The sequence below is a fragment of the Actinomadura meyerae genome (assembly GCF_900188445.1).
In the GTDB taxonomy this organism is placed as follows: Bacteria; Actinomycetota; Actinomycetes; order Streptosporangiales; family Streptosporangiaceae; genus Spirillospora; species Spirillospora meyerae.
Window position 1 is genome coordinate 124,499 of record NZ_FZOR01000003.1, and the last position, 19,383, is coordinate 143,881.

The 19,383-nt window shown below is 72.5% G+C and carries 22 protein-coding genes; 9 read left to right on the plus strand and 13 right to left on the minus strand.

Annotation, left to right across the window (positions count from 1 at the left end):
- Positions 1–10: 10 nt before the first annotated feature.
- Positions 11–805, minus strand: coding sequence for a GNAT family N-acetyltransferase (locus CHF16_RS05185; protein WP_143227882.1), 795 nt, complete (start codon positions 803–805; stop codon positions 11–13).
- A gap of 175 nt (positions 806–980) precedes the next feature.
- Here CHF16_RS05185 and CHF16_RS05190 point away from each other — a divergent pair, with 175 nt between their 5' ends.
- A complete protein-coding gene (locus CHF16_RS05190; RefSeq protein ID WP_089324737.1) occupies positions 981–1,247 on the plus strand; it encodes a type II toxin -antitoxin system TacA 1-like antitoxin in 267 nt (88 codons plus the stop codon).
- On the opposite strand, the gene CHF16_RS05195 is transcribed toward CHF16_RS05190, so the two are convergent.
- Complete coding sequence (locus tag CHF16_RS05195; RefSeq protein WP_089324738.1) at positions 1,234–1,653, minus strand: HIT family protein; 420 nt, start codon at positions 1,651–1,653, stop codon at positions 1,234–1,236. The two genes, CHF16_RS05190 and CHF16_RS05195, sit on opposite strands and share 14 nt — an antisense overlap.
- A gap of 71 nt (positions 1,654–1,724) precedes the next feature.
- On the opposite strand from CHF16_RS05195, the gene CHF16_RS05200 reads away from it, so the two are divergent.
- The 3 genes from CHF16_RS05200 to CHF16_RS05210 all read left to right on the plus strand — a co-directional run bounded on the left by CHF16_RS05200 (position 1,725) and on the right by CHF16_RS05210 (position 4,329).
- Complete coding sequence (locus tag CHF16_RS05200; RefSeq protein ID WP_089324739.1) at positions 1,725–2,756, plus strand: TY-Chap domain-containing protein; 1,032 nt, start codon at positions 1,725–1,727, stop codon at positions 2,754–2,756.
- Between the two features lie 107 nt (positions 2,757–2,863).
- Positions 2,864–3,634, plus strand: a complete 771-nt coding sequence (locus CHF16_RS05205) for an ATP-binding cassette domain-containing protein (protein WP_089324905.1) — start codon at positions 2,864–2,866, stop codon at positions 3,632–3,634.
- Positions 3,631–4,329, plus strand: coding sequence for a hypothetical protein (locus CHF16_RS05210; protein WP_089324740.1), 699 nt, complete (start codon positions 3,631–3,633; stop codon positions 4,327–4,329). The genes CHF16_RS05205 and CHF16_RS05210 overlap by 4 nt, the downstream gene beginning before the upstream one ends.
- 34 nt (positions 4,330–4,363) lie before the next feature.
- Here the strand turns inward: CHF16_RS05210 and CHF16_RS05215 are convergent, their stop codons facing one another.
- From CHF16_RS05215 to rlmN, 3 genes are all read right to left on the minus strand, one after another.
- A complete protein-coding gene (locus CHF16_RS05215; protein WP_179271395.1) occupies positions 4,364–5,191 on the minus strand; it encodes a DUF1963 domain-containing protein in 828 nt (275 codons plus the stop codon).
- A 64-nt stretch (positions 5,192–5,255) separates the two neighbouring features.
- The gene (locus CHF16_RS05220; RefSeq protein WP_179271396.1) at positions 5,256–5,759 is read right to left on the minus strand and encodes a DivIVA domain-containing protein; all 504 of its coding nucleotides are present in this window, start codon (positions 5,757–5,759) and stop codon (positions 5,256–5,258) included.
- A gap of 42 nt (positions 5,760–5,801) precedes the next feature.
- Positions 5,802–6,947: a dual-specificity RNA methyltransferase RlmN gene (gene rlmN / locus CHF16_RS05225; protein ID WP_089324743.1), complete on the minus strand. Its 1,146-nt coding sequence runs from the start codon at positions 6,945–6,947 to the stop codon at positions 5,802–5,804.
- A 113-nt stretch (positions 6,948–7,060) separates the two neighbouring features.
- On the opposite strand from rlmN, the gene CHF16_RS05230 reads away from it, so the two are divergent.
- A complete protein-coding gene (locus CHF16_RS05230; protein WP_089324744.1) occupies positions 7,061–8,206 on the plus strand; it encodes a suppressor of fused domain protein in 1,146 nt (381 codons plus the stop codon).
- On the opposite strand, the gene CHF16_RS05235 is transcribed toward CHF16_RS05230, so the two are convergent.
- From CHF16_RS05235 to rpsB, 5 genes are all read right to left on the minus strand, one after another.
- A complete protein-coding gene (locus CHF16_RS05235; protein ID WP_245868230.1) occupies positions 8,203–9,270 on the minus strand; it encodes a phosphatidate cytidylyltransferase in 1,068 nt (355 codons plus the stop codon). The genes CHF16_RS05230 and CHF16_RS05235 overlap by 4 nt on opposite strands.
- Entirely contained in the window at positions 9,270–9,827 is a 558-nt protein-coding gene (frr, locus tag CHF16_RS05240) for a ribosome recycling factor (protein ID WP_089324745.1), read from the minus strand. The genes CHF16_RS05235 and frr overlap by 1 nt, the downstream gene beginning before the upstream one ends.
- Before the next feature lie 75 nt (positions 9,828–9,902).
- Positions 9,903–10,697, minus strand: a complete 795-nt coding sequence (gene pyrH / locus CHF16_RS05245; RefSeq protein ID WP_089324746.1) for a UMP kinase — start codon at positions 10,695–10,697, stop codon at positions 9,903–9,905.
- 56 nt (positions 10,698–10,753) lie between these two features.
- A complete protein-coding gene (gene tsf, locus CHF16_RS05250; RefSeq protein WP_089324747.1) occupies positions 10,754–11,590 on the minus strand; it encodes a translation elongation factor Ts in 837 nt (278 codons plus the stop codon).
- An 84-nt stretch (positions 11,591–11,674) separates the two neighbouring features.
- Complete coding sequence (rpsB, locus tag CHF16_RS05255) at positions 11,675–12,610, minus strand: 30S ribosomal protein S2 (RefSeq protein ID WP_089324748.1); 936 nt, start codon at positions 12,608–12,610, stop codon at positions 11,675–11,677.
- A gap of 387 nt (positions 12,611–12,997) precedes the next feature.
- Here rpsB and CHF16_RS05260 point away from each other — a divergent pair, with 387 nt between their 5' ends.
- Positions 12,998–13,696: a murein hydrolase activator EnvC family protein gene (locus CHF16_RS05260; protein ID WP_089324749.1), complete on the plus strand. Its 699-nt coding sequence runs from the start codon at positions 12,998–13,000 to the stop codon at positions 13,694–13,696.
- 131 nt (positions 13,697–13,827) lie between these two features.
- Here the strand turns inward: CHF16_RS05260 and CHF16_RS05265 are convergent, their stop codons facing one another.
- Entirely contained in the window at positions 13,828–14,748 is a 921-nt protein-coding gene (locus tag CHF16_RS05265) for a tyrosine recombinase XerC (protein WP_089324750.1), read from the minus strand.
- 147 nt (positions 14,749–14,895) lie between these two features.
- Here CHF16_RS05265 and CHF16_RS05270 point away from each other — a divergent pair, with 147 nt between their 5' ends.
- The 3 genes from CHF16_RS05270 to dprA are packed head-to-tail and all read left to right on the plus strand — an operon-like array spanning position 14,896 to position 17,935.
- Positions 14,896–15,249, plus strand: coding sequence for a YraN family protein (locus CHF16_RS05270; protein ID WP_089324751.1), 354 nt, complete (start codon positions 14,896–14,898; stop codon positions 15,247–15,249).
- Positions 15,249–16,802 carry a YifB family Mg chelatase-like AAA ATPase gene (locus CHF16_RS05275; RefSeq protein ID WP_089324752.1) on the plus strand — a complete coding sequence of 518 codons (1,554 nt, stop codon included), beginning with the start codon at positions 15,249–15,251 and terminating at the stop codon, positions 16,800–16,802. Before CHF16_RS05270 ends, CHF16_RS05275 begins: the two co-directional genes overlap by 1 nt.
- Positions 16,799–17,935, plus strand: a complete 1,137-nt coding sequence (dprA, locus tag CHF16_RS05280; RefSeq protein ID WP_089324753.1) for a DNA-processing protein DprA — start codon at positions 16,799–16,801, stop codon at positions 17,933–17,935. The genes CHF16_RS05275 and dprA overlap by 4 nt, the downstream gene beginning before the upstream one ends.
- A gap of 209 nt (positions 17,936–18,144) precedes the next feature.
- Here the strand turns inward: dprA and CHF16_RS05285 are convergent, their stop codons facing one another.
- Together CHF16_RS05285 and CHF16_RS05290 are read right to left on the minus strand one after the other, a co-directional pair.
- Positions 18,145–18,459, minus strand: coding sequence for a DUF2469 domain-containing protein (locus CHF16_RS05285; RefSeq protein ID WP_089324754.1), 315 nt, complete (start codon positions 18,457–18,459; stop codon positions 18,145–18,147).
- On the minus strand, positions 18,456–19,181 hold the full coding sequence (locus CHF16_RS05290; protein ID WP_089324755.1) for a ribonuclease HII: 726 nt from the start codon (positions 19,179–19,181) through the stop codon (positions 18,456–18,458). The genes CHF16_RS05285 and CHF16_RS05290 overlap by 4 nt, the downstream gene beginning before the upstream one ends.
- Positions 19,182–19,383 lie beyond the last annotated feature (202 nt).

Sequence of the window (19,383 nt, forward strand, 5' to 3'; positions counted from 1 at the left end):
TCCGGCGCTCTCAGTCCCGGGCACCGTTCGCCTCGCCGCCGAGCCGAGGCACCTCGTGCAGCCGGGAGAGCGGCCACAACGGGACCGAGTCGCCCCACGCCATGACGGCCTCGCGCATCGCCAGGTACTCGGGGTCGCCCCTGCGCACGGCGTCCTCGCCCTCGCTCTCCCGCACGTACTCCTCCAGGTAGCGCAGGAGAGACTCGGCCGGGACCCGGTCCCGATCCAGGTCGAAGGAGATCAGGAGCATGTCGCGCACGCGCGGCTGGCCGGCGCGCAGCGACGGCTGGAAGTAGGGGAAGGGCAGGAGCCGGGCTCCCGCCCGGTCGTAGAAGCGCACCCTCGCGACCGGGTCGCCGTGCGGCCCGGACCGGTGGAAGCGCGGGTCCTCGATCTCGGCGAGCACGGCGAGGGGGGCCAGTTCGGCGCGCCACTTCGGCAGCACGGCGCCGAGCAGCTCGCCCCCGACACCGCGGCCCCGCATCGCGCCCGACACGGCCAGGTAGGACAGCAGCATGATCCCGGTGGCGGCGGAGTACTCCCCGAGGGCCCCGGCGACGGGCTCGCCGTCCTCCAGCACGATCGTGCCGTGGAAGCCGGGCAGCGGGCCCTGCCACGCGATCCGGAACTCCTCGGCCCCCACGAGCTCGGACGGCGGGAAGGCCGGGGCGAGCACCCGCTCGTAGAACCGGCGGGCTGTCCCGTCGTCCGCGTCCGCCAGGTCCACGAAACCGAATCCCTCGGCACGGGCCGGTTCGCCCGCCCGCGCACCGGTGCGCTCGTTCGATGCCACTCGCTCCGTCACACCCCCATCGTTGCGTCCGCGCACTTGTTTGACCAGTCTCCGGACGGTTCCTTCGGACTGGTCGGCGGACTACTCCCCCGGAACCGCCGGCACCCCGCGATTCTCGTTCTCAGAGGGGATGTCCGGGTACCGCGGCTCGGCATACTTTGAGATGCCGTAAGGAGGGAGATCGGCCATGCCCGAGCCGGTCCGCCAGGACCATCCCGCCACCGAGCGCATCGCCTTCCCGACCTCCGCCGACCAGTACCTCGTGATCCGCAAAGCGGCGGAGCTGATCGGCTGGACGGTCACCGAGTACGTCCTGTCCGCGGCCCTGGACCGGGCCGAACGCGACCTCTACGAACACGCGGCCGCCCAGGAGGCGCCGCCCGAGCCGGAGATGGCGGCCCCCTGCACCGCCGTCCTGTCGGCCCTCTCCGCACCCGCCGTCAACCTGAGCTGAGGGCGCCGGCGAGGCGCCCGGCGTACTCGGCCGCCTCCGCGTCCGACGCGTACTTCTGCCGTGGCCAGAAGAACCCGCGCAACCCGTCCTTGCGGTTGCGCGGGACCACGTGGACGTGGAGGTGCGGCACGCTCTGGCTGACCCGGTTGTTCATCGCCACGAACGACCCCGCCGCGCCGAGCACCGACTCCATCGCGCCCGCGAGCCGCTGCGCGTACCCGAAGAACGGCCCGAGGAACTCCGCGGGCAGATCGGTCAGCGTCTCGTAGTGCGCCCGCGGGACCAGGAGCGTATGCCCCTTGAACAGCGGCCGGGCATCGAGGAACGCCATCACGTCGGGCTCGTCCAGCACCACATGCGCCGCCCGCTCCCCTTTGATGATCTCGCAGAACACGCACCCGCCCATGCCCCCATCCTCCCCCACCCGGACCCCGCGCCGCGCCGGGCCCGCCACCGGGGCACCTAAGATCATCCGGTATGCCCGCCGCCGATGATCAGCTCCGTGAACTCGCCCGCCGCTTCGCCGCCCTCGACATGGCGGGGTGGGACGAGGCCGCCTTCGACCGGGCCATCGACCACCTCGGCTTCCGGCCGCCCCGGGAGCCCGCCGGCGAAGGGCGGCGGAGCCGCTACCCACGGCTGTGGAACTACGAGGACTACCGGCCGGGCTGCGACGGGGAGTCCCACGAGATGTACGACACCGGCCTCGGCACCGGTCCCGGGGAGGTCGCCCGGCACGGCTCCGAGATCGGCTCCGAGATCTCCGTGGCGGTGGGCGAGGGCGAAGAGGTCTTCCACCGGCTGCGCTCGGCCCTCGAGGAGGTCCTCGGCCCGCCGTCGGTGATGCGGGGTCCCGGGCCGCTGCTGCGCTGGCGCCACCCGGTGCGCCTGCTGGAGCTGGAACACGCCGACGGCTTCACCTCCCTGCGGGTCAGCCCGACCGATGCCGTCGAACGCGACGAGCACCTGTCGGCGAACTGGGCCGAGGCCGAGGACGGGCTCGAACAGCTCGGCTACTGGCAGATACTCGGCCGGGGGTGGGACTGGGCCCCGGGCGGCTACTGGGCCGACGACTGGGACCAGTTCGAGGAGCGGCTGGCCGTCACGCTGCGCTCGGTCGTCCGGGACTTCGCCCTCCTGGACGTTCCCGGGCCCTTCACCGTGGTCGTGTGCACCCCGGGGGAATACCAGTTCGTGCAATGGAGCACCTTCGAGGACTGGACCCTGCACATCGAAACGCACGTCCCTCCCGGCGACTCCGCCCCGGCCTGGCCGGAGGCGATGGCCGAGCTGGGCTGGCGGCCTCCGGCCTCGGCCGACTTCGGGGATCTCCTGACCCGCGATTTCCCCACCCTCGGCTGGCCGGAGGCCGAGACCGCGGCGGGCATGCTGGTCGGCGCGCTGAAGGCCTACGGCGTGGACTTCGAAGACCTCTGGCATGAGGTGATCTCCCCGAACGTGGACCTGCTCGGGATCGGCCTCCCCACCAGGCCCGGGGCCCGCTTCTGATTCGAGAGCCCCGCTCTCCCGGCCGGCCGCCGGGTACCGCGGTCTCCGGGTCTCCGGGTCTCCGGTTAACAAGGCCCTTACGGGGGTGCGTCTACGGTGTGGTGTTCATGCGGCTGGAGAACGTCGCCTTCCGTTACCGGCGGAGGGATCCCTGGGTGCTCAGGGACGTCACCCTGACCCTCCCCGCGGGGAGCGTCACCGAGGTGACGGGTCACAACGGTGCCGGGAAGTCGACACTGCTCCGTGTGATCGCCGGCTTGCGAAGACCGCGCGCGGGCACCGTCGCCGATCGCCCGGCGCGGGTCGGGTACGCACCCGAGCGCTTCCCTGTGGACCAGCCGTTCAGCGTGCGCGGATACCTGGGGCACATGGCCGCCGTCCGCCGGGTGCCGGAGGACGCGGTCGGAGCGTGGTCGCGGCGGCTCCGCTTCGAACACCTCCTCGATGTGCGGCTCCCCGAACTCTCCAAGGGCAGCGCCCAGAAGGTCGGGCTCACGCAGGCCCTCATGGGCGACCCGCAGCTCCTGGTCCTCGACGAGCCGTTCGCGGGCCTGGACGCGGCCACCCGCGACGAGCTCCCCGCGCTGATCTCCGGACTCGCCGCCGCCGGCACCACCGTGGTCGTCAGCGACCACCAGCGGTGCGTCGAATCCCTCCCGGGCATAGACCGGCTACGAGTGGCCGACGCCTCCGTGACCCACCTCCCCGCCGAAGCCGGCGAGTCCGACGGCACCGACGGCGGCACGACCGAGACCGACGCGACCGTCCGGACCGGTGAGTGGACGGTGCTCGAGGTCGAGGTGCCGGTGGACGAGGCCGACACCGTGGAGACCAAGTTGCGCGCGGACGGCTACCGGGTGCGGAGGTCCGAGCGGTGATCGCGCTCGTCCGGTTCCAGGTCGCGGGCTATGTCCGTTCGCTGCGCGTGCTGCACCCCCTCATCCTCGTGCTCCTCTTCGTGGCGCTGATCCTCTTCCAGGGGCCGAGCGGGCCCGACGCCGCCGAGCTCGCCGCCATGACCTTCGCGGACGTGGCGGCCGTCATGTTCCCCGTGTGGGCGTGGGCGGGGCGCGCGTTGCTCGACACGGCGCCCGACGAGCAGCGGGCCCTGACGGCGACCGCCGTCCGCCGCCCGTCCATCTCCGTCTGGGCGGGGCTCCTCGCCGCGTACGGCGTGAACCTCTGCCTGGGCGCCGTCGCCCTGGCCGTCCCCCTCCTGCACGCCGTCCAGGCGGGGAGCCCCGGCTCAGCGGTCCTGACCGGGCTCGGGCTGAACCTCCTCGTCGCCGTCCCGGGGACGCTGCTCGGTGCCTGCACCAGCCGGGCCCTCATCCCCGACCCCGGTGTCTCGCTGCTCGCGCTGCTCGGCGGTGCCGCCGCGTTCCTTCTCCTCGGCATCGGCCCGCTCGCCTGGCTCTCCGTGCCGATGATCGAATGGCTGCGCGCGGCCCATGACGGCCCCAGTGCCTTCACCTCCGGCTTCCCCGGCATAGCCCTCCACCTGCTCGTCTGGTCGTCGGTCGTCGGCTTCTTCTACGTCACGGTCGCGCGCCGGCGCACCGCGGCCGCCTGAGCCATCGAGCGGCCAGCGGTACTCGCCCCAAGTCTCAGGCGGCCTGGAGGGCCAGCCAGCTCTCCTCCAGAGGGGTGTCCTGGCGGTTGCAGAAGTAGACGCGGCCCGGATCGCCCCAGTACCAGCCGAGGCGGGAGTCGGAGTCGAGCTGGAGCAGGAGTCGCCACTCTTCAACGGTGCGCTGCTCGTCGGGCGTGAGCGCCGGGGACTGGAGGGACGTCAGGGTGCGCCCCGTCGACGCGTACAGGCAGTCGGGGCCCAGCGGGCGCTGCACGAGAGCGGGCCATCCCCCCAGTTGGTGGGCGGGCGTGCCATCCGGCCATATGTGCCTTGTCCACGCGGCGTGGAGCTGTACGTACACGGGCAGCACCCCGCTGTAGATGGTCTCCAGGCGCTGGACTGCGGGTTCCTGGGGCGAGGGCAGAGAGAGGAACGGGGTGGCGCTCAGGGTGGTCTTGGGGGGCGTCGCCGTCATGGCCGGCGGTTTCACTTCCCGGAGCGGGCCGGTGAAGACGCGCCAGCCGTCCCGGTGTGCGGGCTCGTTGCCCCAGGGGCGCGGGACCTCGGTGGCGTAGTAGAACGCGGTCACGCCCGCTTCGGGCAGGCCGGGGATCTTTCCTAAGCCCGCCAGCCCGGCGAAGTCGATCGCGCCGAGGAAGTCGAGCGGGCGGCCGTTCCACTCCGGCCACCCCTTCCCCCGCGGGAGGAGCGGTGCGCCGCCGAGCTGGACGGGCACCCCGTCCCCCGTGCCGAGTCGCAGCGCCGGCCGGGCCAGCGGCAGCAGGACGGCCGTGATCTCCGGCCAGAGGAAGGCTTCGAGCAGGAGGCGGAGCCTGCGGAAATGCGCGATGAGATCGTCCATGCACGTAGCGTGACCCGGACGCGGCGAAGCGCGCAGCATCCCGCGAAATTGTGGATAACCTCGGTCAGCGTTCCAGCGCGGAGGCGAGCTGCACCAGGAACCGGTCGACCTCCTGCTCGTCGTAGCCGGGCCCCAGCCGGACGACGCGGAACGCGCATTCCCGTACATCGCGGGCGGTCACCGGCGGGGCGGCCCCGCGCAGGCCGGCGACGACGCGGTCCAGGAAGGCGTCCACGTCCCGGACGTCGTAGCCGCTGCGCAGCCGCGCGCCGGAGAAGCGGGCGTTCTGGATCCAGTTGATCAGCCAGGCCGGCTGCGCGCGCGGGCGGCCCGGCCGTTCCGCGATCGGCGCCCTGGCCTGCAGTTCCCTGATGCACTCCCGCAGCAGCTCGTCGACCGAGCGGTTGTCGTAGCCCCGCAGGACGACGTCGAAGCGCACCTCCCGCACCTCGTCGACGGAGATCGGCGGGCCGCCGTTCAGCGCCTCCCCGATCCGCCGCAGCAGGGTGTCGACCTGGTGCCGGTCGTAGCCGCGCAGGACCACCGGCAATCGCGCGCTCGTCCTCACCGGTACCGTGCTCCTCACCCCGCGCGGGACGCGCGGGCGCGCTCAGTCCCTGGTCGACGCGGCGAGCTGGCCGCAGGCCCCGTCGATCTCCCTGCCCCGAGTGTCGCGCACCGTGACCGGGACCCCGTGGGCCTCGAGCCGGCGGACGAATTCGCGCTCGTCCTCGGACCGGGAGGCGGTCCACTTGGAACCCGGCGTCGGATTCAACGGGATCAGATTGACGTGAACGAGATTCCCGCGCAAGAGCCTGCCGAGGAGGTCCGCCCGCCACGCCTGGTCGTTGACGTCCTTGATGAGGGCGTACTCGATCGACACGCGGCGCCCGCTGCGGTCGGCGTAGGCCCACGCGGCGTCCAGGACCTCCGATACCTTCCAGCGGTTGTTGATGGGGACGAGGTCGTCCCGCAGCTCGTCGTCGGGCGCGTGCAGGGACACCGCCAGCCGGACGGACATGTCCTCGGCGGCGAGCTTCTCGATCGCCGGGACGAGCCCGACCGTGGAGACCGTCACCGAACGCTGGGAGATCCCCAGGCCCGCCGGGGCCGGGTCGGTGATGCGGCGTACCGCGCCCATGACCGCCTTGTAGTTGGCCAAGGGCTCGCCCATGCCCATGAAGACGATGTTGGAGACCCGGCCGGGCCCACCGGGGATGCGCCCGCGCGCGAGTGCGCGCGCGCCGGCGGCGACCTGCTCGACTATCTCCGCGGTGGAGAGGTTGCGCGTCAGGCCGGCCTGCCCGGTCGCGCAGAAGGGGCAGTTCATGCCGCAGCCCGCCTGGGACGACACGCACATCGTGGCGCGCTCCGGGTAGCGCATCAGCACCGACTCGAACAGGACGCCGTCGAAGGCCTTCCACACCGTCTTGAGGGTCGTCCCGCCATCGCAGTCCAGTTCGCGGACGGGGGTCAGCAGCGAGGGCAGGAACTCGGAGACCAGCCGGTCGCGGACGGCCGCCGGAAGGTCCGTCATCTCGGCGGGGTCGTCCACCAGGCGGGCGAAGTAGTGCCGCGACAGCTGGTCCGCGCGGAACGGCTTCTCCCCCAGTTCGGCGACCGCCTCGCGGCGCTCCGCGGCGGTGAGGTCGGCGAGATGCCTCGGCGGCTTGCCGCGCCTGGGCGCGGCGAAGACGAGCTTCGCCGGGGTCTTCTTGGGCGCGGCACCCGTCGTGGCGGGCTGGGTCGTAGACATGGTGCCTCCAGTGTCGCAAACACCGGCCCGTGCATTGTCCGTCCCTGGACTCCGCCCCGACCCGTAGGACGACATTCCTGCACATGACCTTGTGTACGACTAAGGTCTCGATCATGTCGGTTTTGCGCAGGGGCGGTGCGTCGTCCCGTGGTTCCGCGGCCAAGGTCGTCCACGCCGCGGCGAGCCCGTACGGCAGTCGGCGGCTCGTCGTCGAGACCGACGGCGACGTCACCGCGGCCTACCTGAAGGACGCGCGCGACTCCGTGGTCGGGGCGACCTGGGTCGCGAACCACCGCAAGGCCCCACAGGAACTGGACCAGTCCCGCCTCGCCACCGGAGACCCGCCCCTCCTCCCGGAATCCCACGTGCGCCACCCCGCAGGGCGCCCGGCGCTGGACGGCGATTCCCTCGAGGTCGTGTGGTTCGAGGAGGGCGACGGCGTCGCCGTCCTGGAGGCCGGCGACCCGCTGTTCGTGATCCCCGGATGGTCGGACATGGGACGCGGCATCCCCGGCTACGCGCGGGACGCGGCACGCCAGAGCCCCTTCGCGTTCCCGCTGGAGGAGGAGATCGAGGACTTCGGGCCCCGCATCGAGCAGGCCCGCGAGCACTGGAAGCGGTGCCGCGCCGACGGCTCCTGGGCGGAGTTCCAGCAGTCGGTGCTCGGCCACCTGCTGCAACGGCTCGGCCCGAGCGGTCACTACTGGCACGACGTGGGACGGCAACTGGCGGGCGGCAGGACTGCGGTCGCCCCGACCGTGGGCGTCTCCGAGCGCCCGGCACGCAGCGGCCGGGAGTTCACCGTCCTGAGCACCGTCGGGATGAGCCGCCAGCGCATGCCCACGGTGGAGCTGTACGAGGACGACGTCGCCCCCTACGGACGGATCGAACTCGCCGTCGCCAGCACGCTGCCCAGCCAGAAGGCCGGCAGCATCTTCCCGTGGCTGGCGCAGTACCCGTGGCGGTCGGTGACCTGGTTCGCTCCCGGCGACGTCGTCAAGTGGTACCACGAGGCCCGCACGTTCCCGCTGAGCAGCGGCGACTCCGCCTGGGAGGGCGTCCTGCTGCTGGACGACCCGACCCGTCTGGCGGGGCCTCAGGCCCCCGCGATGACCGGGCTCACCCTCAACGGCGACGCCGTCCGGTGGCTGTGGCTCGTCCCCATCACCGGTGCGGACCACCGCTACGCCAAGAGCGAGGGCTCGGACGCGCTCATCCGGCGCCTGGCGCAGCAGGGCCGCTCCTGGGTCATCTCCTAGCTCGGCAGGAACAGCTCCAGGAGAAGCCACACGACGGGGGCCGTCGCGACCAGCGAGTCGAGGCGGTCCATCACCCCGCCGTGGCCCGGTAGGAGCGTTCCCATGTCCTTGATGCCGAGATCCCGCTTGATCATCGACTCGACGAGGTCGCCGGCGGTCGCCGTGACCACCGCGGCGAGCCCGATGAGCACGCCCTGCCAGACCTGACCGCCGTCCAGCAGCCACCAGACCAGCCAGCCACCGACGGCCATGCACGTGATGGCCGACCCGGTGACGCCCTCCCAGGTCTTCTTGGGGCTGATCGTGGGGGCGAGCTTGTGCTTCCCCAGGAAGGACCCGGCGAAGTAGCCGCCGATGTCGCTGGCGACGGTCGTGGCGATGAAGATGACGATGCGGTGGTCGCCGTCGGCCGGCCGCATGAGCAGGGCGACGATGCCGCCCATCAGCACCAGGTAGCCCGTCACGAGCGACCCGGCGGCGACGTCGCGCACGTACCCGTCGGCGCCTTCGGTCATCCGCGTCATCAGCACGGCCAGCACCGTCAGGGACACGGCCGCCACCGCGGCCGTGGGGCCCCACACGTACGCGACGACCGGCGTCCCGACCATCCCGGTGGCGACCGGGATGAACGGGACGCGGATGTCGCGGCTCTTGAGCGCCTCGGTCAGTTCCCGCACGCCGAGGAAGAGGAACACGACCATCACGCCAAGGAAGATCTCCTTGACGGTGTAGAGCGAGAACAGGACCAGTGAGCCGAGGCCGGCCCCCACGCCGATGGCCAGCGGCAGGTTGCGGCCCGTCCTGCTCTCCCGCTTCCCCCCGGGCGCGTCCGAGGGCTCCCCGGGGGATGCCTCGGGGGGTGTGTCGGCGGACGCCTCAGCGGGCGTCTCGGGGGGCGGCGCCGCTGTGGCGCCTGCGGACCGAACGTCCGCGGAGGATGCCTCCTCTGGGGGCACGTCCCGTTCGGAGGACGCGTCCAGAGCTTCTCCGGGGGGTGGGCCGGCCATGTGGGCCTCCGGCTCGTCCGGGGAGCCGGCGGGCTCCCCGGCATGGTCGCGTTCCATCAAACTTCGAGCAGTTCGGCCTTCTTGTGCTCGAGCAGCTCGTCGATCTGCGCCACGTAGCGATGCGTCGTGTCGTCGAGCTCCTTCTCGGCACGCCGCGCCTCGTCCTCGCCGGCCTCGCCGTCCTTGGCGAGCTTGTCGAGGGCGTCCTTGGCGCGGCGCCGGATGTTGCGGATGGAGACGCGGCTCTCCTCCGCCTTCGTCCCGGCGACCTTGATGAGGTCCTTGCGCCGCTCCTCCGACAGCTCGGGGAACACCACCCGGATCACGTTGCCGTCGTTCGTCGGGTTGACGCCGAGGTCGCTGTCGCGGATCGCCTTCTCCACCGCCTGCGTGGACGACTTGTCGAAGACCTGGACGATGACCATCCGCGGCTCGGGCAGCGTGAACGACGCGAGCTGGTTGATCGGCGTCGGCGTGCCGTAGTACTCGGCGGTGATCTTGTTGAACATCGCGGGGGTGACCCGGCCGGTGCGGATGGCCTGGAAGTCCTCCTTGGCGACCGCGACCGCCTTCTCCATCTTCTCCTCGGCCTCGAGGAGGGTCTCGTCGATCACTGTGACTCCCATGTCATCTGGTCGGCCCTGCTCCTGCGGTCGCACGGCGCGCCGGGCGCCGTGCGCGGACTGCGGTCAGCCCTGTGCCGGGCTGACCAGCGTGCCGATCTTCTCACCCCGGACGGCCCGGACGATGTTGCCCTGCCCCATGAGATCGAAGACCACGATGGGGAGCGCGTTGTCCATGCAGAGGCTGATGGCCGTGGCGTCCATGACCTTCAGCCCCCGCTGTAGAACTTCACCGTAATCCAAACGGTCGAACTTGACCGCGTCTGGATTCTTTCGTGGATCGGCGTCGTACACACCGTCCACCTGCGTCGCCTTCAGCACCGCCTCGGCGCCGATCTCCAGCGCGCGCTGGGCGGCGGTGGTGTCGGTGGAGAAGAACGGCTGCCCGAGGCCCGCGCCGAAGATGACGACGCGGCCCTTCTCCAGGTGCCGGATGGCGCGCCTGGGGATGTAGGGCTCGGCCACCTGGCTCATGGTGATGGCGGTCTGCACCCGCGTGTCCAGCCCGAGCTTCTCCAGGAAGTCCTGCAGGGCGAGGCAGTTGATGACGGTGCCGATCATGCCCATGTAGTCGGCGCGGCCGCGGTCCATGCCGCGCTCGGCCATGACGGCGCCGCGGAACATGTTGCCGCCGCCGCAGACGACCGCGACCTGCACGCCGTCCCGGACGGCCTCGGCGATGGCCTCGGCGACGTGCTGGACGACCTCGGGGTCGATGCCGAGCGGGTCGCGTCCGGCGAACGCCTCGCCGGAGAGCTTCAGCAGGACCCGCTTCCAGCCGGCGCGCGGCGCGTGCCCGCCGGGCGCGCGCCCGGCGGACGACGAGGCCGCCGTCGCGCTAGTGGTCGTCTTGTCCGGCACGTCGGCGGCCTCCTCGTTGCGTTGCGATGTCTCGGGTACCCGTCTCCAGGGTGCCCTTACGCCTGCCCGACCTTGAACCGGGCGAAGCGGACGACCTTCACCCCGGCCTCGTCGAGGACCTTGGCGATCGTCTTCTTGTTGTCCTTCACGAACGCCTGCTCCACGAGCACGAAGTCGCGGAAGTAGGCGTTGACCCGGCCCTCGACGATCTTGGGGATGGCCTGCTCGGGCTTGCCCTCGTCGCGGGTGAGCTGCTCGGCGAGCGCCCGCTCCTTCTCGATCGCCTCGGCGGGGATCTCCTCGCGGGTGAGGTACTTGGGCGCCATCGCGGCGATCTGCTGCGCGACGTCCTTGGCGACCTCGGCGTTCTCGGTGTCCAGCTCGACCAGCACGCCGGTGGTCGGTGGCAGGGACGGGTCGGACTTGTGCAGGTAGCTGGCCACGTACGCGCCCTGGAAGTGGGCGAAGCGGCGCAGCTCCAGCTTCTCGCCGATCTTGGCGCTGTTCTCCTCGATCAGGGCCTGGACGGTCTTGCCGGGCTCGATCTCGGCGGTCAGCAGCGCGGCGGCGTCGGTCGCGCCGCTGCCGGCGGCGAACTCGACGAGGCGCTGGGCCAGCTCGATGAACTGCGCGTTCTTGGCGACGAAGTCGGTCTCGCAGTTGAGCTCCAGCAGCGCGCCGTCGCCCGAGCCGTTGAAGTGCTCGGCGACGAGGCCGTTGGCGGCGGTGCGCTCGGCGCGCTTGCCGACGTCCTTGGCGCCCTTGAGGCGCAGCAGCTCGGTCGCCTTCTCGAAGTCGCCGTCGGCCTCGGTGAGGGCGTTCTTCACGGCCATCATGCCGGAGCCGGTCAGGTCGCGCAGCCGCTTGACGTCAGCGGCGGTGAAGTTGGCCATCGCTCTCTTCGCTTCTCTCGTCGTTGGTCGTGGGACCCGCGACGGTCCCGGCGGCCCCGCGCCGGGGCCGCCGGGACCGCGGGATCAAGCCTGCTCGGCCTCGGCGGCCTGCGGAGCGGCCTCGGGCGCCTGCTCGGGCTGCGCCTGCTCGGCCTCCGCGGCGGGCGCGGCGGCCTCGGCCGGCGCCTCGGCGGGAGCCTCGGCGGGAGCCTCGGCCTTGGCCTCGGCCTGCTTGTTCTCCAGCAGGTCGCGCTCCCACTCGGCCAGCGGCTCGGCGGAGCCCGCCGCCGTCTCGGCCGGCTTGTCGTCCCCGCCGGTCGCGGCGCCCGCGCGGGCGAGCAGGCCGTCGGCCACGGAGTCGGCCACGACGCGGGTCAGCAGGCTGACGCTGCGGATGGCGTCGTCGTTGCCGGGGACCGGGTAGTCGACCTCGTCGGGGTCGCAGTTGGTGTCGAGGATCGCGACGACCGGGATGCCGAGCTTCTTGGCCTCGTTGACCGCGATGTGCTCCTTCTTGGTGTCCACGATCCAGATGGCGCTCGGAACCTTCGCCATGTCGCGGATGCCGCCGAGGGTGCGCTCCAGCTTGTCCTTCTCGCGGCGCAGGCCGAGGAGCTCCTTCTTGGTCATGCCGGAGCCGGCCACGTCGTCGTAGTTGATCTCCTCCAGCTCCTTGAGCCGGGTGAGCCGCTTGTGGACGGTGGAGAAGTTCGTGAGCATGCCGCCCAGCCAGCGCTGGTTCACGTAGGGCATGCCGACCCGGGTGGCCTGCTCGGCGATGGACTCCTGGGCCTGCTTCTTGGTGCCGACGAACAGGATCGTGCCGCCGTGGGCCACGGTGGCCTTGACGAACTCGAACGCGCGGTCGATGTAGGACAGCGACTGCTGCAGGTCGATGATGTAGATGCCGTTGCGCTCGGTGAGGATGAAGCGCTTCATCTTCGGGTTCCACCGGCGGGTCTGGTGGCCGAAGTGGACGCCGCTCTCAAGGAGCTGCCGCATGGTGACGACGGGTGCCATTGCCCGTGCTCTCCTTCTCTGGCCCTTCCGGGCCGCATTTGGTTGTCTGCCTGCGCCCGGGTGCCGTCCCACCGTCGCCGAGGCGACGGACCGAGGGACTGCGCCCCACCAAGCCTTCGGTGGCATGCGGACGCGTGAAATCAGCCGCCATGGGCATCCCAGGCGGCTGGCCCGTTGCCGGGTCTGGGCCTGTCCGTTCCGGGAGCGGCTTCTCGCCTCCCCGCCGTGAGGCGGTTCGACGACGGCCTGGCCCTGGCCGGTGTCCTTTCGGGCACGCCTACAGATTATCAGGGCGCCGAGGCGTCCGGGCATCAACGGCCGGGGCCGGTTATCCACAGTCCACGGAACGTATCGACCCCGCGGCGGGGACCCGGCAGGCTGCGCTGCATGACGCTGCTCTCACTGCTTCTCACCTGCGTGATCACCCTCGGCTCACCGGGCCTGGACGCCTGGCGCTGGCCGTTAGGGCCGCCCGCGCCGCGGGTCGTCCGGGCCTTCGCGCCGCCGACTGCGCCGTGGGGTCCCGGCCACCGCGGAGTGGACCTCGCGGGCCGCGCCGGGCAGGCCGTCTACTCCGCCGCGCCGGGTCGCGTCTCCTACGCCCGGCGGCTGGCCGGACGCGGGGTCGTGGCGATCGACCACGGCCCGCTGCGCACGACGTACCTGCCCGTCGCCCCCAGCGTGCGTGCGGGGAGCCGCGTCGCGTCCGGCACCCGGATCGGCGTGCTGGAGGACGGCCTGGTCCACTGCCGCATCCCGTGCCTGCACTGGGGGCTGCGCCGCGGCGCCCTGTACCTGGACCCGCTCAACCTCGTCCGGCGCCAGGTACGCCTCCTCCCGCAATGGCCGAGGGCAACGCCGTCCCGTAGCGCCGCTCCTCACAAGGGCGCCTCCCCAGAGGGGCCCGTCTCGCGCTTCGCATTGCGCGACGCCACCACGGCGACGGGCGGCGCCCTGACGGGCATGGCGCTGACGCTGTCCGTGGCCTTCGCCTGGCGGCGCTTCCGCTTCCGGCGCCACCGCCGCCGTCCGCCGCCGGGCGTGATCGACCTCGCTCAGGAGCGCCGTCTGCGCCGCACGCCCTGACGCTCAGGCCACACCCGATCGCCGCCGCCCGGCTTCCGCGCACCGAGGCCGGGCGGCGGCCCCGACCGCACGGCATCCCCGGCGGTATTCGGATGAGCGAACGACTGGGACGACATCCGCAGACTGGCCGGTCAGTCCGCCTGGGCGCCGCGCGGATGGGCCTGGCGGTGGACCTGCTTCAGCCGCTCGGCCGAGACGTGGGTGTAGAGCTGCGTGGTCTGGAGGGAGGCGTGCCCGAGGATCTCCTGGACGCTCCGCAGATCGGCGCCGCCTTCCAGAAGGTGCGTGGCGGCGCTGTGCCGTAGGCCGTGCGGGCTCAGGTCGGGGACTTCGCCCACCTCGGAGATCCGCGTGTGGACGATGCGGCGAGCGCTCGTCGGATGGAGGCGCCCGCCTCGCACGCCCAGGAAGAGCGCCGGGCCGCTGTCCTCCGAGACGAAGGCGGGGCGCCCCGCGCGCAGCCAGTCCTGGACGGCCCGGATGGCGGGCTCCCCCATCGGCACCACACGCTCGCGGCCGCCCTTGCCCAGGACGCGGAGCGTCGCACGCCCCAGGTCCAGGTCGTCGATATCGAGTCCGCACAGTTCGCTGACGCGGACGCCCGTCCCGTAGAGCACTTCCAGGACGGCCAGATCACGGAGCCCGAGGGGCCCTTGGGCGTCCATGGTGTCGAGCAGGCGCGCCGTATCCGCCTGCGTCAGGACGCTGGGGAGATCGCGCCGGCGCTTCGGGGTGCCGAGCAGCAGGCCGGGGTCGTCCTTGAGGAGCCCCCGCCGGTGCAGGTGCCGGGTGAAGGCGCGGGCGGCGGCCGTACGGCGGGCCAGGGTGGCGCGGGAGCGGCCGAGCGCGTGCTGGCGCGCGAGCCAGGCCCGGAGCAGCGACACGTCCAGGTCGGCGGGTTCGGCGACGCCGGTGCCGGCCGCGTAGGCGCACAGGTCGGTCAGATCCCCCAGATAGGCGCGCAGCGTGTGCGGCGACACGTCCCGCTCGGCGCGGAGATGGCGGCCGAACTCCGCTACGGCGTCCTCCAGAGCAGTGGTCACAGCCGTCACGCTGCGCCAACGTCCCGGCCGGCGCAAGCACCGACCTGCGGTCCGGCGCGAACCGCCGGGATCTCCGGCCGACTTATCCACAAGAAGTCGTTTGCTCGTCACGCAACGTCACGGCTCGGCAGTGTCGGAGCCGGAGGTGAGGCACCCATGAAAGCCCACATCAGTCTCGGCCGGCGCGGCGAGGCGGCCGCGGCCGACTACCTCGCCGGCCTCGGCTGGCGGATCCTCGACCGCAACTGGCGCTGCCGCGAGGGCGAGCTCGACATCGTCGCGCACGACGGCCGCCGGCACATCGTGTGCGAGGTCAAGACCCGCCGCTCCGCCCGGTTCGGCGATCCGCTCGAAGCGATCACGGCGGAGAAGGCGGCCCGGTTGCGGCGGCTCGCCCACCGGTGGGCCGCGGCCCACGGGGTCGGCGGCGCGCCCATCCGGGTGGACGTCCTCGGGCTGACCGCCGACGGCGACGGGTTCTCGATCGACCACCTGCGGGAGGTGTGCTGATGACGCTCGCGAAGACCCGCTCGGTGTCCCTGGTCGGGGTGGACGGCTTCGTCGTGGACGTGGAGGCGGCCATCACCAGCGGCGTCCCCGGCCTGCACCTGGTCGGCCTCCCCGACACCGCCCTCAGCGAGGCCCGCGACCGCGTCCGCGCCGCCATCTTCAACTCCGGCGAGGACTGGCCCAACCGGCACGTCACGGTGTCGCTCTTCCCGGCGAGCATGCCGAAGAAGGGGTCGACCTTCGACCTGGCCATCGCGGTGGCCCTGCTCGCGGCGGCGGAGGTCGTCCCGCCGCGCGGCTGTGCCGGGCTGGTGCTGATCGGCGAGCTCGGCCTCGACGGCCGCATCCGCCCGATCCAGGGCATCCTGCCCGCCGTGCTGGCCGCCGCCAACCGGGGCTGCGACACGGTCGTCGTGCCGCAGGCGAACGCGGCCGAGGCCGAACTCGTCCCCGGCATGAAGGTGGTGTCCGCGAGCACGCTGCGCGGCCTGCTGTGCGTCCTGCGCGACGAGCCGCCACCGATCGAGGAGGACGAGGAGGACGACTGCCCCATCCCCGCCGACGGCTACGCCATCCGGCGGCAGGAGATCCCGCCCAACCTCGACCTGGCCGACGTCCGGGGGCAGGCCGAGGCGCGCCGGGCGCTGGAGATCAGCGCGGCGGGCGGCCACCACCTGTTCTTCGCCGGGCCGCCGGGCTGCGGCAAGACGATGCTCGCGGAGCGGCTGCCGACCCTGATGCCGCCGCTGGAGCCCGAGGTCGCCCTGGAGGTCACCGCGATCCACTCGGTCGCCGGGACCCTCCGGCCGGGCCAGCCGTTGATCACCCAGCCGCCGTTCTACGCCCCGCACCACACCGCCTCCAGGGCGTCGATGGTCGGCGGCGGGTCGGGCCGCGTCCTGCAGCCCGGCGCCGTGTCCCTCGCCCACCGGGGGATCCTCTTCCTCGACGAGGCGCCGGAGTTCCAAGGCGGAACGCTCGACGCCCTGCGCCAGCCCCTCGAAGAGGGCGTGGTGCGGATCTCCCGGATCGAGGGCATGGCGCACTTCCCCGCGCGGTTCACGCTCGTCCTCGCGGCGAACCCGTGCCCGTGCGCGGCCGCGAAGCAGATCGACTGCTCCTGCGCGCCCGGGATCCGGCGCAGGTACGCCAGCCGCGTCACCGGTCCCCTCCTCGACCGCATCGATCTGAAACTGGAGCTGACCCCGGCGAGCCGCGCGGAGCTCCGCTACGACCTGGAGTTCGCCGAGTCCAGCAAGGTGGTCGCCGAACGCGTCCAGCTCGCCAGGGAGCGGACCCGGCACCGCCTCGCCGACACCCCGTGGCGCTCCAACGCCGAGGTCCCCGGCCCAGAGCTGCGCAGGCGCTTCACACCGTCCGCCGAAGCGATGCGGGCGGCCGACGAGGCGCTGCAGCGGGGCACGCTGAGCGCCCGCGGCCTCGACCGCATCCTGCGGGTCGCCTGGACGATCGCCGACCTGGCGGGGCACGACGAGCCCGGCCCGGACGACGTCGGCGGCGCGCTCGCCCTCTGGTCGGCGGGGCGCCAATGAGCGACGAGAGGACCGCCCGCGCCACCCTCACCGCCGTGGCCGAGCCCGGCGACGCCCTGCTCAACCGGATCATCGACCACTGCGGCCCGGAGGAGGCCCTCGAAGCGATCCGCACCCGCCGCCTCCCCCGCGGCGTGGAGGCCACCCCGAAGGAGGCCGAGCGCCTGGGCCAGTGGCGGATCCGCCTGATCGCCGCCGAACCCGACCAGGACATGGCCGTCTGCGCCGGGTTCCGCGGCCGCCTCATCTGCCCGGGAGATCCCGAATGGCCGACGACCCTCGACGACCTCGGCACCGGACGCCCCTACGCGCTGTGGCTGCGCGGCCCCGGCGACCTGCGCTACTCCTGCCTGCGGTCGGTCGCCATCGTCGGGTCCCGCGCCGCATCCCCCTACGGCCTGCGCGCCGCCGCCGACTTCGCCTCCGACCTGGCCGACGCGGGCTGGACGATCGTCTCCGGCGGCGCGCTCGGCATCGACGCGGCCGCCCACCGCGGCGCGCTGGCCGCCGACGGGCCCACCGTCGCCGTCCTCGCCAACGGGGTCGACGTGCCCTACCCGGCGTCCAACGAGGGGTTGTTCGCCGAGATGGCGCGGCGGTCGCTGCTGGTCAGCGAGTCGCCGCCGGGGACGCATCCGCACCGGCTGCGCTTCCTGGTCCGCAACCGGGTGATCGCGGCCCTGTCGCGCGGCACGGTGATCGTCGAGGCGGAGGCCCGCAGCGGGGCCCTGAACACCGCCGCCTGGGCGGCCAAGCTGGGCCGGGTGGTCATGGCGGTGCCCGGCCCGATCACCTCGCGCTCCTCGGTCGGGTGCCACCGGCTGCTGCGGGAGGAGGGCGGCACGCTGGTCACCCGCCCCGAGGAGATCATCGAGGCGGTCGGCCGCATCGGCGCGGACCTGGCACCCCCGCCGGACACGCCCGTCCTCCCCCGCGACCGGCTCGACCCGGTGACGCGGGCCGTCCTGGAGGCGTTCCCCGCCCGCGGTGCCACCGGCCCCGCGCAACTGGCCGTCCAGGCGGGCGTTGACCTGCCCACCGTCAACGCCAAGCTGGGCCTGCTGTCCGCCGCGGGCTTCATCGAACGCGCCCCGTCCGGCTGGCGCCTGACCAAGTCCGGAAAGTCGCCATAAGGCCCCACCGGACACGGCCCCACCGGACACGGCGGCGCGCCCGCGAACACCGACCACAGCGCGGCGGACGGCGGGTTGCTCAGCCGTCCGCCACCGCGCCAGAGGGGAGAGAGCGCCAGAACGACATGCCCCGGCCAACGAGATCGCGTCCGAGAGCGACTACTCGGGTCGAACGTCCCGTTCACCGCGTCGCAGGGGCGGCCGGTGGGTCATTCCTGGGAGGGGAGTTCGAAGTCGCTCTTGGCGAGCTCTTCGATGTTCACGTCCTTGAACGTGACGACACGCACGTTCTTGACGAAGCGGGCAGGGCGGTACATGTCCCAGACCCACGCGTCCTGCATCGTGACCTCGAAGAAGGTCTCGCCGCTGTCGGCGCCGCGCACCTGCAGGTCGACCGAGTTGGTGAGGTAGAACCGGCGCTCGGTCTCGACGACGTAGCTGAACAGCCCGAGGACGTCCCGGTACTCGCGATAGAGCTGCAACTCCATCTCGGTCTCGTACTTCTCGAGATCCTCGGCGCTCACGCTCGTGCCCCCTCCGCGCAGCCCTCGTCGGAGACCTCCCCTTCGGTCTCCTGCACCACGGCCACTTCCCCATTGTTGCGCAAGGCCCGCCCGACGTTGACGTAGGAGAAGCGATGCTCAGGACACGGCCCGTGCGCGGCGAGCGCTTCGCCGTGCGCGCGGGTCACGTAGCCCTTGTGGACGTCGAAGCCGTACTCGGGGTACCGCTCATGGAGCGCGACCATGATCCGGTCTCGGGTGACCTTCGCGACGATGGACGCGGCGGCCACGCAGGCCGCGACCTGGTCGCCCTTGATCATCGCGAGGCCGGGGACGTCCAGCCCGGGGACGGGGAAGCCGTCGCTGAGGACGTAGGCGGGCCGCTCGTCCAGCGCGGCCAGCGCCCGCCGCATCCCGGTGACGTTGCAGCGGTGCAGACCGATCCGGTCGATGTCGTGGCACGGGATGACGATCGCGCTCCAGGCGTGGGCGCGCTCGGTGATCTCCGCGTACAGCTCTTCGCGGCGCGCCGGTGTGAGCAGCTTCGAGTCGGTCAGGCCGTCGATCCGGCCGCGTCCGCCCTGCAGGATCACCGCGGCGACCACCATCGGTCCCGCGCAGGCCCCGCGCCCCGCCTCGTCGACGCCGGCCACGGGGCTGAACCCGCCGTGCGCCAGCGCGCGCTCGAACCCGAAGAGCCCGGCGTCCCGGCGCGGGGTGAAGCGGAGTGGACGTCCCTTCATGCTCCGCAGGGTACGTCCCCGCACCCCTTCGCCGCTCCCCGAATGACCGCGATCACCCGCCATGTCCCCACCCCGGCGAAAGGTCCCACCATGCCTCCGCCACCGCGCCTGCCCGGCATGCACCCGGTGAAGTGAACGCGCTTCAGCCGGACGCGCTTCAGCCGGACGCGCTTCAGCGCGCACGGCATGGGCGCACGGCATG